This is a genomic window from Cupriavidus ulmosensis, from assembly GCF_977008105.1.
Genome location: NZ_CDRMWP010000001.1, coordinates 1031626 through 1048484 on the forward strand (window position 1 = coordinate 1031626; position 16859 = coordinate 1048484).

Annotated in this window: 13 protein-coding genes; 5 read left to right on the top strand and 8 right to left on the bottom strand. The window is 69.5% G+C overall.

Features of this window, described 5'->3' with window-relative positions:
- Positions 1–47: 47 nt before the first annotated feature.
- From ACWTPI_RS04750 to ACWTPI_RS04765, 4 genes are all read right to left on the bottom strand, one after another.
- Positions 48–1216 (bottom strand): IS3 family transposase gene (locus tag ACWTPI_RS04750; RefSeq protein WP_454732439.1). Its coding sequence is split into 2 segments (ribosomal slippage): positions 48–958 and positions 958–1216, totalling 1170 coding nucleotides; the frame shifts between segments, so codons are not numbered across the junction.
- A gap of 241 nt (positions 1217–1457) precedes the next feature.
- Positions 1458–4655: an efflux RND transporter permease subunit gene (locus ACWTPI_RS04755; protein WP_454731061.1), complete on the bottom strand. Its 3198-nt coding sequence runs from the start codon at positions 4653–4655 to the stop codon at positions 1458–1460.
- Entirely contained in the window at positions 4652–5884 is a 1233-nt protein-coding gene (locus ACWTPI_RS04760; protein WP_454731062.1) for an efflux RND transporter periplasmic adaptor subunit, read from the bottom strand. The genes ACWTPI_RS04755 and ACWTPI_RS04760 overlap by 4 nt, the downstream gene beginning before the upstream one ends.
- Before the next feature lie 34 nt (positions 5885–5918).
- Entirely contained in the window at positions 5919–7424 is a 1506-nt protein-coding gene (locus tag ACWTPI_RS04765; RefSeq protein ID WP_454731063.1) for an efflux transporter outer membrane subunit, read from the bottom strand.
- 628 nt (positions 7425–8052) lie between these two features.
- Here ACWTPI_RS04765 and ACWTPI_RS04770 point away from each other — a divergent pair.
- From ACWTPI_RS04770 to ACWTPI_RS04780, 3 genes are all read left to right on the top strand, one after another.
- Positions 8053–8337 (top strand): winged helix-turn-helix domain-containing protein, encoded by a 285-nt coding sequence (locus ACWTPI_RS04770; protein WP_020206761.1) that lies wholly within the window; start codon positions 8053–8055, stop codon positions 8335–8337.
- Between the two features lie 141 nt (positions 8338–8478).
- Positions 8479–9159: a 2OG-Fe(II) oxygenase gene (locus tag ACWTPI_RS04775; protein ID WP_454731064.1), complete on the top strand. Its 681-nt coding sequence runs from the start codon at positions 8479–8481 to the stop codon at positions 9157–9159.
- Between the two features lie 82 nt (positions 9160–9241).
- Complete coding sequence (locus ACWTPI_RS04780; protein WP_454731065.1) at positions 9242–10174, top strand: LysR family transcriptional regulator; 933 nt, start codon at positions 9242–9244, stop codon at positions 10172–10174.
- Here ACWTPI_RS04780 and ACWTPI_RS04785 read toward each other — a convergent pair.
- From ACWTPI_RS04785 to ACWTPI_RS04795, 3 genes are all read right to left on the bottom strand, one after another.
- The gene (locus ACWTPI_RS04785; RefSeq protein WP_020206764.1) at positions 10171–11112 is read right to left on the bottom strand and encodes a GGDEF domain-containing protein; all 942 of its coding nucleotides are present in this window, start codon (positions 11110–11112) and stop codon (positions 10171–10173) included. The genes ACWTPI_RS04780 and ACWTPI_RS04785 overlap by 4 nt on opposite strands.
- Positions 11113–11159: 47 nt before the next feature.
- Positions 11160–11858 (bottom strand): hypothetical protein, encoded by a 699-nt coding sequence (locus ACWTPI_RS04790; RefSeq protein WP_454731066.1) that lies wholly within the window; start codon positions 11856–11858, stop codon positions 11160–11162.
- 616 nt (positions 11859–12474) lie between these two features.
- The gene (locus ACWTPI_RS04795) at positions 12475–13545 is read right to left on the bottom strand and encodes a zinc-dependent alcohol dehydrogenase family protein (protein WP_454731067.1); all 1071 of its coding nucleotides are present in this window, start codon (positions 13543–13545) and stop codon (positions 12475–12477) included.
- Between the two features lie 337 nt (positions 13546–13882).
- On the opposite strand from ACWTPI_RS04795, the gene groES reads away from it, so the two are divergent.
- Positions 13883–14173, top strand: a complete 291-nt coding sequence (groES, locus tag ACWTPI_RS04800) for a co-chaperone GroES (RefSeq protein ID WP_017225479.1) — start codon at positions 13883–13885, stop codon at positions 14171–14173.
- 38 nt (positions 14174–14211) lie between these two features.
- Positions 14212–15855, top strand: coding sequence for a chaperonin GroEL (gene groL, locus ACWTPI_RS04805; RefSeq protein ID WP_059410720.1), 1644 nt, complete (start codon positions 14212–14214; stop codon positions 15853–15855).
- A 140-nt stretch (positions 15856–15995) separates the two neighbouring features.
- Here groL and ACWTPI_RS04810 read toward each other — a convergent pair whose 3' ends face one another.
- Positions 15996–16784: a metallophosphoesterase gene (locus ACWTPI_RS04810; RefSeq protein WP_454731068.1), complete on the bottom strand. Its 789-nt coding sequence runs from the start codon at positions 16782–16784 to the stop codon at positions 15996–15998.
- Positions 16785–16859: the final 75 nt, after the last annotated feature.

The following is a 16859-nucleotide window of genomic DNA, read 5'->3' on the forward strand; positions in this document are numbered from 1 at the left end:
GTTTCTGCCCCTGCCGGCCAGGCAGTCCGCTTTCTTGGCTGTGGTGGTCAAGTAATCTTGGACACTTTTCTGGCCACTTCTATCTTTAAATTCTCGTACTCGGCAGGCGGCATGTTCATCGCGGCCGAGTGCAATCTCTGTTGGTTGTAGAAGAACAGCACGTAGTTCGTGATGTCCGCCTGTGCCTCCGCGCGGTCGCAGTAGATCCGGTCGCGGATGCGCTCGCCCTTCAGGCTGCAGAAGAAACGCTCGACGACCGCGTTGTCCCAGCAGTTGCCCGCCCGACTCATGCTCGGTGTGATCCCTTCTTCGCGCAACAATTCCTGGAACGCATGGCTGGCATACGGGCTGCCCTGATCCGAGTGAAACATCAGGCCCTCGGCCGGCTGCCGGCTCGACAGCGCGATTCTCAGTGCCCTCACCACTAGCCGCGTGTCGGCCGAATTCGAGTAAGCCCAACCCACCACCCGCCGCGAGAATAGGTCCATCACCACGGCCAGGTACAGCCAGCCTTGCTGCGTCCAGATGAAGGTCACATCTCCAGCCCACACCCGGTTCGGTTGCGCGACGACAAACTGCCGGTTCAATCGGTTCGGCGCTATGGCCGAGGACTTCCCGCCCTTCGAGTAATAATGCTTGCGAGCCTTCCGGACCGCGACCTGGGCTTCCCGCATCAATCCTCTGGCTCGATGGCGTCCGACAGCATGGCCTCGTCTGCGCAGCTCCTGCGACATGCGGCGGCTGCCGTAGCTTTGCCCACTCGTCTCATGAATCGCCTGGACCTGACCCATCAGCGCCTCACGTTGGGCACGCGGCTTGGCTTGCCGGGCCTTCCACGCGTAGTAGGTGCTGCGCGGCATGCCCAGGGTCTCGCACACCACCGCCACCGGCCAGACCTTCTCCGCCTGTTCGATCACTTCGTATTGCGATCGAGTTCCTTGACGAAGAAGGCCGTGGACTTTTTTAGGATGTCGCGCTCACGCTCCAGCCGGGCCACTTGCCGCTCCAGATCCCGGATGCGGCGCTGGTCGGGCGTCAAGCCCGTCGGGTCACTTGTGGTCGGTACCGGCTTCGCCTGGCGATTGCCAATCCAACGACGAAGCGCTGTCTCACCAATGTCCAGTGCCTTGGCGGCATTGGTCACTGAATATCCCTGCTCTAGCACCAAGTTCACTGCGTCGGCCTTGAACTCGTCGGAGAAATCTCTGCGTCCCATCATCACCTCTCTAGTTGACCGGAAGTCTACCTTTTGAAGTGTCCAGGATCATTAGACCACCACAGGCCTACTTTCTTTTCGGAAAAAAGAAAGTAGGTCGCGCCGGGGGCGCGAAAGCCTTTGACTTTGACTTTAAGATCTTGACTTTAAGCCTTTGATCTTAAGCCTTTGACTTTGAAGTTAAGCCTTCGACATTAAAGCCTTTACCTTCGAAGCCAAATCAAAAAACCCAAAAACCCCCTCAATCCCCCTCCCCACCCGCCAACACACGCGGAACGGGCGCCCCAGGTTCGTCATGCGGCGCCAACCCCGCCCTGCGCCGCGCCCGGCGCTCCTTGCGCTTCACATACCAATAATGCGCCCGGTCCAGATACAGATAGACCACCGGCGTGGTGAACAGCGTCAGCGCCTGCGACAACACCAGCCCGCCGACCATCGCGTAGCCGAGCGGCCTGCGCAGCTCGGACCCGGCGCCATGCCCCAGCATCAGCGGCAGCCCGGACAGCAGCGCGCACATGGTGGTCATCATGATCGGGCGGAAGCGCAGCAGGCAGGCCTGGTAGATGGCCTGCTCGGGCGTCATGCCGTGCTCGCGCTCGGCCGTGAGCGCGAAGTCGACCATCATGATGCCGTTCTTCTTGACGATGCCGATCAGCAGGATGATGCCGATCAGCGCGATCACGGTGAGGTCGTAGCCGCCGGCGAGCAGGATCAGCAGCGCGCCCACGCCGGCGGAGGGCAGCGTCGAGAGGATGGTGAGCGGGTGGATGTAGCTCTCGTACAGCAGGCCGAGCACGATGTACACGGCGATCAGCGCGGCGGCGATCAGGTAGGGCTGCGATGCCAGCGACGCGCCGAAGGCCTGGGCGGTGCCCTGGAACGAGCCGCCCAGCGTCTGCGGGCGGCCCATGCCGGCGAGCGTGCTGTTGATGGCGTTGACCGCGTCGCCGAGCGCCGCGCCCCTGGCCAGGTTGAACGAGATGGTGACGGCGGGGAACTGCCCCTGGTGGCTGATCGACAGGTAGGCGGTGCTGTTGGTGTCGATCTTGACGAAGGTGGACAGCGGCACCTGCTCGCCGGTCAGCGGCGAGGTGACGTAGAGCTTCGAGAACAGGGTCGGGTCTTCCTGCAGCGCCGGCGTGGCTTCGAGGATCACGTGGTAGCTGTTGATCTGCGTGAAGTACTGCGCCACCTGGCGCTGGCCGATGGCGTCGTACAGCGTGGCGTCGATCAGCGCCGGCGTGATGCCGAAGCTGGAGGCGCGCGCGCGGTCGATGGTCAGGCGCGCGGCGGCGGCGGCGTTCTGCTGGTCGGAGGCGACGTCGGTCAGCTCCGGCAGGCCGCGCAGGCGCTCCAGGATGCGCGGCGCCCACTGGTTGAGTTCGTCGAGGTTGGCGTCCACCAGCGTGTACTGGTACTGCGTGCGCGACAGCCGCCCGCCCACGTTGATGTCCTGGCCGGCCTGCAGGAACAGGTTGGCGCCCTGCACCTGCGCCAGCTTCGGGCGCAGCCGCGCGATGATCTCGTCGGCGCTGGCGGTGCGGCCCTGGTCCTTGGGCCGCAGGCTGATGAAGAAGTTGCCGGTGTTGATGGTGTTCTGCCCGCCGGTCATGCCGACCGCCATCACGTCGGGGTCGGCGCGCACCACGTCGGCCAGCTGCACCATGCGCGCGTTCATCGACTTGAACGAGGCGTCCTGGGCGGACTCGGCGAAGCCGAACATGAAGCCGGTGTCCTGCTGCGGGAAGAAGCCCTTGGGGATGTAGACGAACAGGGCCACGGTGGTGGCCACCGTGCCGATGAACACGCACAGCGTGATGAACTGGTGGCGCATCACCACGTCGAGCCCGCGCTTGTAGCCGGCCAGCATGGTGTCGAAGCCGCGCTCGAACCACTGGTAGAGGCGCCCGTGCTGGTGCCCGCGCGGCGGCGTCAGGTAGCGCGAGCACAGCATCGGCGTGAGCGTGAGCGAGACGATCACCGACACCCCGATGGTCAGCGTGACGGTCACGGCGAACTCGCGGAACAGCCGCCCGACGATGCCGCCCATCAGCAGCAGCGGGATGAACACCGCCACCAGCGAGACCGAGATCGACACGATGGTGAAGGCGATCTCGCCTGCGCCCTTGAGCGCGGCCTCCATCGGCGTCATGCCGTCTTCGACGTGGCGGTAGATGTTCTCCAGCATGACGATGGCGTCGTCCACCACGAAGCCCACCGCGATGGTGAGCGCCATCAGCGACAGGTTGTCCAGGCTGTAGCCGAGCAGGTACATCGCGCCCGCGGTGCCGAGCAGCGCCAGCGGTACGGTGACGCTCGGGATCACGGTGGCGGCCACGTTGCGCAGGAAGATGAAGATGATCATCACCACCAGCGCGATGGTCAGCACCAGCGTGAACTCGACGTCGGCCACCGAGGCGCGGATGGTCTGGGTGCGGTCGACCAGCGTGTTGACGCTGATGGTGGGCGGGATGGCGGCCTGCAGGCGCGGCAGCGCGGCGCGGATGCGGTCCACCGTCTCGATCACGTTGGCGCCGGGCTGCTTGGTGATGGCGAGGATGATGGCGCGCCCGTTGTGGAAGGTGTTGTCCGCGGGCGCGGCCGCGCCGGCGAAGCCCCAGCCGGCCAGCTTGACGTTCTCGGGCGCGTCCACCGCCACGCCCACGTCGCGCACGCGCACCGGCGCGCCGTTGCGGTAGGCCAGCACCATGTCGTTCCACGGCGCGGCCTTGGTGAGCTGGTCGTTGGTGTAGACGTTGAAGGCCTTGGTGCGCCCGTCGGTGGCGCCGGTCGGCTGGTTGACGGTGGTCGAGGCGATCACGCCGCGCACGTCTTCCAGGCTCATGCCCATCGAGGACAGCTTCTGCGGGTCCACCTGGATGCGCACCGCGGGCTTCTGCTGGCCGCCGATGTTGACCAGGCCCACGCCGGAGATCTGCGAGATCTGCTGCGCCAGCACGTTGTCGGCGTAGTCGTTGATCTCGGTCAGCGGCAGGGTGTCGGACTGCACCGCCAGCACCAGGATCGGCGAGTCCGCGGGGTTGATCTTGCGGAAGGTCGGCGGTGTCGGCAGGTTGCTCGGCAACTGGCCGCTGGCGGCGTTGATGGCGGCCTGCACGTCGACCGCGGCGGCGTCGATGTTGCGGTTCAGGTCGAACTGCAGCGTGATCTGCGCGTTGCCCTGGGCGCTGGCCGAGGTCATCTGCGTGAGGCCGGCGATCAGCGAGAACTGGCGCTCGAGCGGCTGCGCCACGTTCGACGCCATCGTCTCCGGGCTGGCGCCGGGCAGCGAGGCCGAGACCTGGATGGTGGGGAAGTCGACCTGCGGCAGCGGCGCGATCGGCAGCAGCGGCCAGGCCGCCACGCCGACCAGCAGCAGCGCCAGCGCCAGCAGCGAGGTGCCGATCGGGCGCTTGATGAAGTTGGCGGAAATGCTCATGGCCGTGCGTTCCCGGCGCCGGCCGCGGCCGGGGTGGCGGGTGGCGCGGCGGCAGGTCCGCTGCCCGCGCTGGCCACGGTGCCGGCGGGCGCGCTTTCGGTCACGCGCGCGCCGGGCTTGAGCTTGTACTGGCCGTCCACCACCACGCGCTCGTCCGGGGCCAGGCCTCGGGCGATGATGGCGCGCGTGTCCTGGATCTCCGTCACCTCGACCGGGCGCGAGGCCACGGTGTGGTCGGCCTGCACCACGTAGACGTAGGTGCCGGCCTGGCCGCGCTGCACCGCCGGCGCGGGGATGGTCAGCGCCTGGTCGCGCTCGCCCAGCACCAGCCGCGCGTTGACGTACTGGCCCGGCCACAGCGTGTGGGTCGGGTTGGGGAAGCGGCCCTTGAGCTGGATCGTGCCGGAGGTGGTGTCGATGGTGTTGTTGAGCAGGATCAGGCTGCCGCGGCCGAGCGGCTTGCCGCTCTCGCGCTCCATCGCTTCCACGGCCAGCGGCGTGCCGCTGGTCTGGATGGCGTGGTTGATGCGCTGGAAGTCGCCGTCGGGCAGCGTGAAGACCACGTCGATCGGGTCGATCTGGCGGATCACCACGATGCCACTGGCGTCGGCCGCGTGGATGATGTTGCCGGGGTCCACCAGGCGCGCGCCCACGCGCCCGGACAGCGGCGCGTTGATGGTGGTGAAGTCCAGCTGCACGCGCGCGGCGTTGACCTGCGCGTCGTCGTTCTTCACGGTGGCGGCGAGCTGCGCCACCAGCGCGCGCTGGGTGTCGAGCGTCTGCTGCGTGGTGGCGTTTTCGAGGATCAGGCCCTCGAAGCGCTTGAGGTCCACGCGGGCGTTGGCGAGCTGCGCCTCGTCGCGCGCCTTCTGCGCCTGGGCCTGCTGCAGCTGCGCCTGGAACGTGCGCGGGTCGATCTGCGCGAGCAGCTGGCCGGCCTTGACGTCCTGGCCCTCGACGAAGCCGACGCGGTCGAGCTGGCCGTCCACGCGCGACTTGACCGTCACCGTGGCCATCGCCTGCACGGTGCCGACGCCGGTCAGGCCGATCGGCACGTCCTCGCGCCTGGCCAGCGCGCTGGACACGGCGACCGCGGGCGCGGGCGCGGCCGCCTGCCGCGGCGCCAGCATGTGCTTGAGCGGGCCGCTGGCGAACCAGGCCAGCACGGCCAGCGCGAACACGGCGAGGCCGATCAGGAAGGGATTGCGGCGGGAGGGCTGAGTCGCCATGGAATGCCTTGGAAAGTAAGTCTGCCGATGCAAATCAGGGGTGGGCCGGGGCGGGCGAGGGCGGGGTGGCGCCGGCGGTACTGTCGCCGCCGCTCGCGCCCGTGCCATCGGCCCGGGCCAGCGCATCGCTGCTCCAGCCGCCGCCGATCGCCTTGATCAGCCCCACGCTGGCGGCCAGCTCGCGGCCGCGCACCTGGATCGCGCTACGTTCATTGGACAGCGAAAGGGCTTGTGCCGTTACCACCGTCAGGTAAGACGTCGTGCCGGCGCGGTACTGCGCCAGGCTCACGCGCTCGGCGGTGCGCGCGGCTTCCACCGCGCGGTCCTGCACCACCACTTCGTCGTCGAGCACGCGCAGCGCGGAGAGGTTGTCCTCCACTTCCTGCATGCCGCCGAGCACGGTCTGGCGGTAGACGGCCGCGGCGCCGTCGTAGGCGGCCACGGCCTGGTCGTTCTGCGCGTTGCGCAGGCCGCCGTCGAAGATGGTGCCGGCCAGCGCCGCGCCGAGCGACCACACGCGCCCGGGCGGGCCGAACCAGTCGGCGAGGCTGCCGCTGCTGCCGCCGCCCACGGCCGACAGCACCAGCGAAGGGAAGTACGCCGCGCGCGCCACGCCGATGTTGGCGTTGGCCGCGGCCATGCGGCGCTCGGCCGCGGCGATGTCGGGGCGGCGCTCGAGCAGCGCCGAGGGCAGCCCCGGCGGCACCGCCAGCGGGCGCATGGCGAACTCGGCCGGCGGCAGCGAGAATTCGGCCGGCGCGCGCCCGACCAGCACGGCGATGGCGTGCTCGAGCTGGGTGCGCTGCACGTCCAGGTCGATCGCCTGCGCGCGCGCCGATTCCAGCGTGACCTGCGCCAGCGCGACGTCGCCCGAGGTGGCCACGCCGGCGCGGAACTGGCTCTGCGTGAGCTTGAGCGATGCCTCGTAGGCGGTCAGCGTGCGCGCGAACAGCGCCTTGAGCACGTCGGTCACGCGCAGCTGCACGTAGTCCTGCACCAGTTCGCCCTGGATGGTCAGCCGGGCCGCGGCCAGATCCGCGGCGCTGGCCTGCGAGTTGTCCCGCGCGGCTTCGATGGTGCGCCGCACCTGGCCCCACAGGTCGACTTCCCAGCTGGCGTCCAGGCTGGCGGAATGCGTGTTGGACACCGACGCCATGCCCAGCGTGCTGCTGCGCGCGCGGCCCACCGAGGCGCCGGCGCCGAGCGTCGGGAACAGGCCGGCGCGCGCCGCCTGCGCCAGCGCGCGCGCCTGCCGGTATTGCGCCTCGGCCTGGCGCAGGGTCTGGTTGGCCGCGTTGGCCTGCGCCACCAGTTGGTTCAGGCGCGCATCGTCGAAGCCGCTCCACCAGTCGTGGTCCAGGTCCACCGGCCGCGGCTCGGCGATCTTCCACTGGTGGTCGGGCGGCGTGGCCTCGCGGTAGGCGGCCGGCGCGTCGGCCGGCGGGCGCTGGTAGTCGGGGCCGACGGCGCAGCCGGCCAGCCAGGCGCAGGCCAGGGCGATGCAGAGCTTGCGCGGCGCAAGCGGGCGCGCTGTCTTCATGGGCGGGGTAGACGGTCGGGCGTCATGGACGAGCCTTCATGGGTGATGCCGGTTTTTTGCACTGTCCTGCAACGCTTCGCGGTGTGTCTCGCCCGGGGACACGGTGGCAGGGCGGCAGGGTGGCGGGGGACCGGGATGCCGTCGGGCATGGACGGATGCGCGCCGCCCGCGGGGCGCCGCGAAGTTGCTTATCGCAAGGATAGTGCCGCGCGCGGCGCGGTGAAACGCGCCGCGCATTACCGAATATTTCATTGGTTTACGGCGTTGCGCGCCGCACGCGGCATGCCGCCGCCGCGATGTGCCGCGTGCACGACACCGGGCGCCGGGGCCGCGACGCCGGTTCGCGGCCCTGTTACGGCATCTTGCAGCGGGCGAGGGCTTGTGCGGTGCGGCAGCGCCGCGCTGCGCGCGGCTGGCAGGAACCATTCGCCACGCGCATTGTCTTGCCGCGCGGCCTGACGCGGCCCGTCCGGGCGCGCGCGCCGGGCTGTTGTAATCTTGTGTAATTGTGCGGCGGCGCGCGCCGGCAGGTTGCTTTTGCCTGGGCCGCCGCGTAGAAAGTAGGTGTCGGGCGGGCCGCCGGCCGGCGCGCAGCGACGATCCGGACGACCAGCGGGAAGGCGGGGTTATGGAGACCGATCAAGAAAGCACACTCACCTATGCGCTGCTGACCGTGCCGGCGCGCGCCGCCATCTGCCGCGCGCTGCTGGAGGCGGGCGACGCGGGCATGCCCGCCAGCGACCTGGCCAGCGTGGCCGGGCTGAACCTGGCGCGCGCCAGCCACCACTTCCGCGAGATGACGCAGGCCGACGTGCTGGCCCTGATCATCCGCGACCGCCAGGTCGTCTACGCGCTCAAGGCGCGCCGCGCGGTGCGCATGGCGCTGGAATATCTCGACAGCGGCGGCATGTAGGCCGGCGCGGCGGCGCGCCGTATAATCGCCGCCGGCGGTGGCGCCTGCGCGGTCGCGCCGCTCCGGCCGGCTTCGCCCCGGCGGTGCCGCCCCGCCTTGCGCCGCCCGCCTCATCCCATCCATTCCTGCATCTCCTTGTCCATGTCCGAGCTGGAAAACCTGTTTGCCGACCTTGAAGCGCAAGGCTGGGCGGTCTCCGACGACCTGATCGGCCGCGCGCTGGCGACCCGCCTGCACGGCGAGAGCCGCGCGGCCTGGGAGGCCGGGCTGTTCCATCTGGCGCGGGTGGGCCGGGGCGAGGGCACGACGCGCGAGCCGGGCATCCGCGGCGACGTGATCCTGTGGCTCGACGACGCCCCGGCCGGCCCGGCCGTGCGCGAGTTCCAGGCCTGGGCCGAGGGATTCCGCCGGGCGCTCAACGCCCGCTACTTCCTCGGCCTGCGGCGCGAGGAATTCCACTTCTCGCACTATCCGGCCGGCACCGCATACAAGAAGCACCTCGACCAGCACCGCGCCATGCGCGACCGCCAGATCTCGCTGGTGCTCTATCTGAATGCGGAGTGGGGCGAGCACGACGGCGGCGAGCTGGCGATCTATCCGCCCGACGATGCGTGCGGCGACGTGGCCAAGAACGCGTCCGACAGCGCGTCCGACAGCGCGCCCGATAGCGCCCCCGGCGCCCCCGGCGCCGCACCGCACCGCGTGCTGCCGCGCCTGGCGCGGCTGGCGGTGTTCCGCAGCGACCTGATCCCGCACGAGGTGCTGCCGTGCCGGCGCACGCGCTGGGCGCTCACCGGCTGGTTCCGCACCGACGCGGCCTAGCCCGCCGGGCGTGAGGCGCCCGTTGCCGCCGCCGTCGTTGCGCGGCGTCCGGCTTTTCGATTCGACCGGGGAGTGCAGGCGGATGGAGTGGAGCGACATCAGGATCTTCCTCGCGATCGCGCGGGCCGGCAGTCTGGGCGGCGCGGCGCGCGCGATCGGGCAGACCCAGCCGACGATGGGGCGCCGGCTCAGGGCGCTGGAGCAGGCGCTCGGGCAGACGCTGTTCCAGCGCACCAGCGACGGTTTCGTGCTGACCGCCGAGGGCGCCGCCGTGTTCGCGCACGCGGAGCGCATGGAGGAAGAGGCGCTGGCCTTCGCGCGCCAGCTGTCCGGGCGCGGGCGGGAGCTCGACGGCATGCTGCGCGTCTCGTCGTCGGACTGGTTCGGCGTGCACATGCTCACGCCGGTGATCGCCGGCTTCATCCGCGCGCATCCGCGCGTGGCGGTGGAACTGGTGACGGACGCGCGCCTGTTCAGCCTAGCGCGGCGCGAGGCCGACCTGGTGTTCCGCATCCGCGCCTTCGACGAGGCCGACGTGGTGCAGCGCAAGCTCATGCGCATGGAGTACGCGCTCTACGCGGCGCCCGGCGTGGCGCCGCCGCGCGCGGGCGGCGGCGAGGGCCACGCGCTGCTGACGCTCGACACCGGCTTCGCCGACCTGCCGGACGTGGCCTGGATGCGCCGGCTGCTGCCCGCGGCCAGGGTGGCGTTCGGCAGCAACAGCCGCGAGGCGCAGGCCCGGCTGTGCGCGGCCGGCGCCGGGCTGGCGGTGCTGCCGTGCCTGCTGGCCGAGCGCGTCGGCGGCCTGCGGGCGGTCGACCTGGGCGAGCCGCCGCCGGGCCGCGACGTGTGGGTGGGCTACCACCGCGACCTGCGCCGGCAAGGCCGGCTGCGCGCGTTCCTCGACGCCGCGTTCGAGCAGCTTGGCGATGGCGGCGCGCCGCCCGGTGCCGCTCCTGCCGCCGATTCCTCCGCTCATCCTTCCGCCCCTCCTTCCACCCCTCCCGCCGGCTAGAAGGCCACCCGGTTGCGGCCGGCCGCCTTGGCGCGGTAGAGCGCCTCGTCGGCCTGGTGCACGAGCTGGTCCGCGCTGGCGGTCGCGTGGCAGGCCTGCGCCACGCCCACGCTCGCGCTGACGGCGATGGCGTGGCCGGCGTAGCGCACCGTCTCGGCGCGGATGGCGCCGCGGATCCGCTCCGCCACCGCGATGGCGTCGGCAAACGCCGTGTTCGGCAATAGCACGGCGAATTCCTCGCCGCCGTAGCGGGCCACCACGTCGCGGTCGCGCAGGCAGGCGGCGACCCGCTGCGCCACCGCCTTGAGCACCGCGTCGCCGCCCGGGTGGCCGTGGTCGTCGTTGATGCGCTTGAAGTGGTCCAGGTCGAAGATCAGCACGGAGAGCGCGCGGCCGGACTTGCGCCAGCGGTGGAATTCCTCCTGCAGGCGGTCCTCGATATAGCGGCGGTTGTAGAGCCCGGTCAGCGCGTCGCGGATCGATGCCTCGCGCAGCGCGTCGACGGCCTCGTCGCGCGCGCGCTGCGCGATGGCGAGCTCGGTCGCGTCGAGGATGGTCACGCACACGGCGATGACCTCGTCGCCTTCCATGAGCGGCAGGAACTCGCAGTCCTGCCGCATCCATTCGAAGTCGCACGTGACCGGCAGGTCGTGCGGGAAGCGGAACAGGTAGGGCCGGTGCTCCCACGAGGTGAACGCGCTGATCTTCAGCAGGAACACCGATTCGAGCGTGCGCCGCAGCCACGCCGCGGGCAGCTCGGGAAACAGGCCGAGCAGCCGCTGGCCCAGCGCGGCCTCCGCGCTCACGCCGCTGCGGTCCGCCATGAAGTGGTTCCACAGCGCGATGCGGTGCTCGCGGTCCACCACGAACACGCCGCAGCCCATGCGCGCCAGCGCCAGTTCGTGCAGGCGCGCCTGCTGGGACGGTTCGAGAGGCATGTCGGGGGCTCCGGGCGTTGCCGATGCTGCGGGCGGATGCCGCCGTGCTACAGGCTGTCGAGGGTCGCGTCGAGCGCCGCGCACAGCCGCCCGAACGCGCTGCGCGCCAGCAGCGCGGCCAGGCAGGCCCGGAAGCGGCGGTCCTCGATGCGGACGTGCAGGTCGAGCAGCAGCGCGCTGCCCGCGGCCGGATTGCCCGACCTGGCGATGGCGCCGACGATCTGCGCCGCGTCGGTCTCGCGCGGCACGGAGAAGGCCGGCACGCGGCCGAGCTGCCCGAGCAGGCCGCAGACGCACGCGCCCGCGAGCACGTTCGCCACTTCGGGCAGCAGGCCGCGCAGCGCGGTCCCGCCGCCTTGGCCGCTCTCGCCGCACTCGCCGCACTCGCCGGCCAGGTCCTGGCGCCCGTAGAGCGCCTCGCAGAGTTCGCGCGCGCCGTCGCGCGCGAAGAACACCAGGCTCTCGCCGGCGATGTCAGCGCGGAAGCTCTGGCGGAAGGCCACCATGCCGCGCATGGCGCCGAGCCGCCGCTCGATTTCCTCCTTGAGCCGCTCCGGGTCGGCCACGCCGATGCGCGGGATCGACAGCGTGACGTGGCGGCCCAGCAGGCAGGCGAGCCTGGCGCCGGCCACGCCGATGCCGGCGTTCGCCAGCGCCTGCAGCGCATCGTGCCGCGCCGCGCCGAGCACGGCCGGCGCGCGGCGCGAACTGCGCCGGTCGCGGGCGCCGTGGCCGCGTTCGGTCATGGCCGCGGCCATGCGCGCCGGCTGGCGGCAGCTTGCGCGGCACTGGCATCGCGGACAAGCATTGGGGGTGGGACTGGGCGTGCCATGAATCTCCTCCGATCTTGACTGGGCGGCACGCGGTGGGGCTCCGCATGGGATTTGCCGGCGGCATTCGCGGCTGAACCGGCAATCCAGGCCGGTAAACAGTGACGGCGCCGGAATATCCGCGCGCCGCTCTCAATTAGATGGGGATGGCGGCGAAGAGTAAAGCGATTTGTTTTTATGCGGCATCGGTGGCGCGGCGGCGACCGGCGCGAGAAATACGGCGCGCGAAATTGGGATTGTTCTTAAACGATGACGATGCCGGAAGACGGCCGTTGCCTGCGCGGCAGTCGTCGGGCGGAGGCGGCGATGCGGCGGCGATGCGGCGGCAATACGGCGAAAGCGCGGGGGAATGTCCGCGTCCGGATGGCGAAGGCGTCGAAGGCGGTTGACAGGGGGCCGGTGCGGCATCGTCCGATCCCTGTTTATTTGATGAGATTTGTCTTAATTTTTCTTAAAGGGTTTTCCATGAAAATGACGAACCAAAAACAGGGAATTTCCATGATCCGATTCCGATTCACGGGAAATGGGCCGGTTATCCGCCTTTGTTCCCCGTTTTGACTCGCGCGCCGCGCGCCACCTCCGCGGCGGCCGGCGCGCGCTGGCGCCGCGCGATTTCCACCACGAGCTTGCCCCGCGCCGTGCCGGTCTCGATGGCGCGGTGCGCCTCGATGGCGTCGTCCAGGCCGAAGCGCCGCGGGTCGACGCGCACGGCGAGCTTGCCGGCGTCGGCCAGGCGCGCCGCCTCGCGCAGGATCGCGCCGTGGCGCGCGCGGCCGCGGCCGGTCAGCAGCGGGAGCAGCGTGAAGACGCCCGAGTATGTCGCGGCGCGCAGCGACAGCGGCGCCAGGCTGTGCGTGCCCCAGCCCAGGCAGCTCACCACGTGGCCGCCGCAGGTGCGCGCGGCGAGGAAGGCGTCGTCCAGCACCTTGCCGCCGACCGTGTCGTAGACCACGTCGAAGCCCTCTCCGCCGGTGTACTGGCCGACATACTGCTCGACCGTGACGGCGGCGAAGTCGATCGCGGTCGCGCCATAACCTTCGATGATGTCCCGGCTGGCGGCCGAGCCGGTGGCATGGACCCGCGCGCCGGCGGCTCGGGCGATCTGCACCGCGACATGCCCCACGCCGCCGGCGCCGCCGTGCACCAGCACCGTCTGCCCGGGCTGGACGCCGGCCCGGTCCACCAGCCCCTCCCACGCGGTGATGAACACCAGCGGCAGCGCGGCCGCCTCGCGCATGGAGAGCCGGGCCGGCTTGCGCGCGAGCAGGTCGGCGTCGACCGCGGCATACTCCGCCAGCGAGCCCTGCACGCCGCCCACGCCGCCGGTCATGCCGTAGACCTCGTCGCCGGGCGCGAAGCGGGTCACGCCCGGCCCGACCGCCTCCACCACGCCGGCCAGGTCGAGGCCGAGCACGGCCGGCAGCGGCTGGCGCGCATGCGCGGCGTTGCCGGCGCGGATCTTGGTGTCGAGCGGGTTGACGCCGCTGGCGAGGATGCGGACCAGCACCTCGCCGGGGCCGGCCTGCGGCCTGGGCAGGCTGGCAACCCGGAACGGCGCGTTGGCGCGCTCCGCGATCAGAGCCTGCATGGTGGCTTGGGACATGGGGGACTCCGTTGGCAATGTCGTGGTGGATGTCCCATTCTTGTGCATGCCCGGATGAAGATAAATCAACTTATCGGCATCCCGTCCATGCAGATCTGCATGCGTGCGGAAGCGCCCTCTGTGGCGGCGCCGGCGTGGCCGGCCAACAAATTCGCGCGATCCAAGGGTAAACACGTATCAAGTCGCTGACTTGAAAACGTAAACCCCCGTCCCTATAATTAGCACTCGTTGGGTTAGAGTGCTAACAGCGCTCTCTCAGCCTTCCGATTCTGCTGGCAGCTAGCCAAAGCGGCCAGTTTTGTGAACGTAAAATCACTTTTTGTACCAAGGAGTCCGTATGAATCTGCGTCCTTTGCACGACCGCGTGATCGTCAAGCGTCTGGACAATGAAACCAAGACCGCTTCCGGCATCGTGATTCCCGACAATGCTGCCGAAAAGCCTGATCAAGGTGAAGTGCTGGCCGTGGGCCCCGGCAAGAAGGATGACAAGGGTGCTTCGATCGCGCTCGACGTCAAGGTGGGTGACCGCGTGCTGTTCGGCAAGTATGCCGGCCAGGCCGTGAAGGTGGATGGCCAGGAACTGCTGGTCATGCGCGAAGAAGACATCATGGCCGTGGTGAACAAGTAATCACGCCCCCATCCGTACAGATTTAGGAGATTCAGAACATGGCAGCTAAAGACGTAGTGTTCGGCGACGCCGCCCGCGCCAAGATGGTCGAAGGCGTGAACATTCTCGCCAACGCAGTGAAGGTGACGCTGGGCCCGAAGGGCCGCAACGTCGTGCTGGAGCGCAGCTTCGGCGGCCCGACCGTGACCAAGGACGGCGTGTCCGTGGCCAAGGAAATCGAGCTGAAGGACAAGCTGCAGAACATGGGCGCGCAGATGGTCAAGGAAGTGGCTTCCAAGACCAGCGACAACGCCGGTGACGGCACCACCACCGCGACCGTGCTGGCCCAGTCGATCGTGCGCGAAGGCATGAAGTACGTTGCCGCCGGCATGAACCCGATGGACCTGAAGCGCGGCATCGACAAGGCCGTGCTGAACGCGGTCGAAGAGCTGAAGAAGCTGACCAAGAACACCACCACCAGCAAGGAAATCGCGCAAGTCGGCTCGATCTCCGCCAACAGCGACGAAGTGATCGGCAAGCTGATCGCGGAAGCGATGGACAAGGTCGGCAAGGAAGGCGTGATCACCGTCGAAGACGGCAAGTCGCTGGCCGACGAGCTGGAAGTCGTGGAAGGCATGCAGTTCGACCGCGGCTACCTGTCGCCGTACTTCATCAACAACCCGGAAAAGCAGGTTGTCGCCCTCGACAACCCGTTCGTCCTGCTGTTCGACAAGAAGATCTCGAACATCCGCGACCTGCTGCCGGTGCTGGAACAAGTGGCCAAGTCGGGCCGCCCGCTGCTGATCATCGCTGAAGACGTCGAAGGCGAAGCCCTGGCGACCCTGGTGGTGAACAACATCCGTGGCATCCTGAAGACCGCCGCCGTCAAGGCTCCGGGCTTCGGCGACCGCCGCAAGGCCATGCTGGAAGACATCGCCATCCTGACCGGCGGCGCCGTGATCGCCGAGGAAATCGGCCTGACGCTGGAAAAGGCGACCCTGCAGGAACTGGGTCAAGCCAAGCGCATCGAGATCGGCAAGGAAAACACCATCATCATCGACGGCGCCGGCGACGCAGCCTCGATCGAAGCGCGCGTCAAGCAGATCCGCGCCCAGATCGAAGAAGCGACCTCGGACTACGACCGCGAAAAGCTGCAAGAACGCGTGGCCAAGCTGGCCGGCGGTGTTGCCGTGATCAAGGTCGGCGCAGCCACCGAAGTCGAAATGAAGGAAAAGAAGGCCCGCGTGGAAGATGCACTGCACGCGACCCGCGCAGCCGTGGAAGAAGGCATTGTCCCCGGCGGCGGCGTGGCCCTGCTGCGCGCCCGCGCTGCCATCGCCAACCTGACCGGCGACAACGCCGACCAGAACGCCGGCATCAAGATCGTGCTGCGCGCGATGGAAGAGCCGCTGCGCCAGATCGTCCTGAACGCCGGCGAAGAAGCCTCGGTCGTGGTGGCCAAGGTCATCGAAGGCAAGGGCAACTACGGCTACAACGCCGCCACCGGCGAGTACGGTGACCTGGTGGAAATGGGCGTGCTGGACCCGACCAAGGTGACGCGCACCGCGCTGCAGAACGCCGCTTCGGTCGCTTCGCTGATGCTGACCACCGACTGCGCCGTGGCAGAACTGCCGAAGGACGAGTCGGCTCCGGCAATGCCGGGCGGCATGGGTGGCATGGGCGGCATGGACGGCATGATGTAAATCTGCCGGCCCGCCGCACAGGCAGCCTGCTTTACCCGCATTACCCGCAGTAGCAAAAACCCCCGCTGGCGCGAGCCGGCGGGGGTTTTTGTCTTTGGCGGCGGCGTCTTACGTGGATTGGCCCGGACTCGCGCGGACGCTCAGATCTCCACCGTGAAGCACCAGTCGAAGGCCGGGTTCTCCGGCTCGCCGGTCTGGCGGCGCACGTAGCCGCGCGGGTTGCACACCACGCGCGCGCCGTCGAGCCGGTAGTCGAAGCCCGTGTGCGTATGGCCGTGGACCCACAGGTCGGCCTGCGCGACCAGGTCCGGGCGGCGCGAGATGAAGCCGGCCGACACCACGTCGTGCGAATAGCGCGGGTCCAGGCTGCCGAGGTCGGGCGCGTGGTGCGTCACCACCACGGTCTTGCCGCCGAACGGCGCGGCGAGCTGCGCCGCCAGCCAGGCGCTGGCCGACTCGTGCAGCGCCAGCGCGTCGGCCGTGGTGAAGCGCCGCCGCTGGCCGTCGTCCCCGTCGGTCTCGATCAGGCGGTGGTCCACCATGCGGGCCGCGCAGGCCAGCATCGCCTCCTCGCGCCGGCCGGTGCCGAACAGCGCGTAGTCGCTCCACCAGGTCGTGCCGATCACGCGCACCCGCTCGCCGCCGGCGCCGTCGAAGTACACCACCGCGCCGTTGAGCACATGCACGTTCGCCGAGGCCCGCGCGGCGTCGGTCATGGCGGCGTCGGCCGCGTCGAATGAGCTCTCGTAGTATTCGTGGTTGCCCGGCACGTAGACCACCGGCTGGGCAAAGGCGCCGGCGGCCCAGTCCACGCCGGTGCGGCCGTTGGCGATGTCGCCGGCCAGCACCACCAGGTCGGCGGGGCAGGCGGGCATGGCTGCGGGGAAGTCGTGCTCGAGGTGCAGGTCGCTGAGGATGCGGATCTTCATGCTGTCTCCATGCCGTGCGCGCGCCGGGGCGGGGCGTGCGTATCCGCATGGATTCTTCAGAAAAGGGCGGCCGCG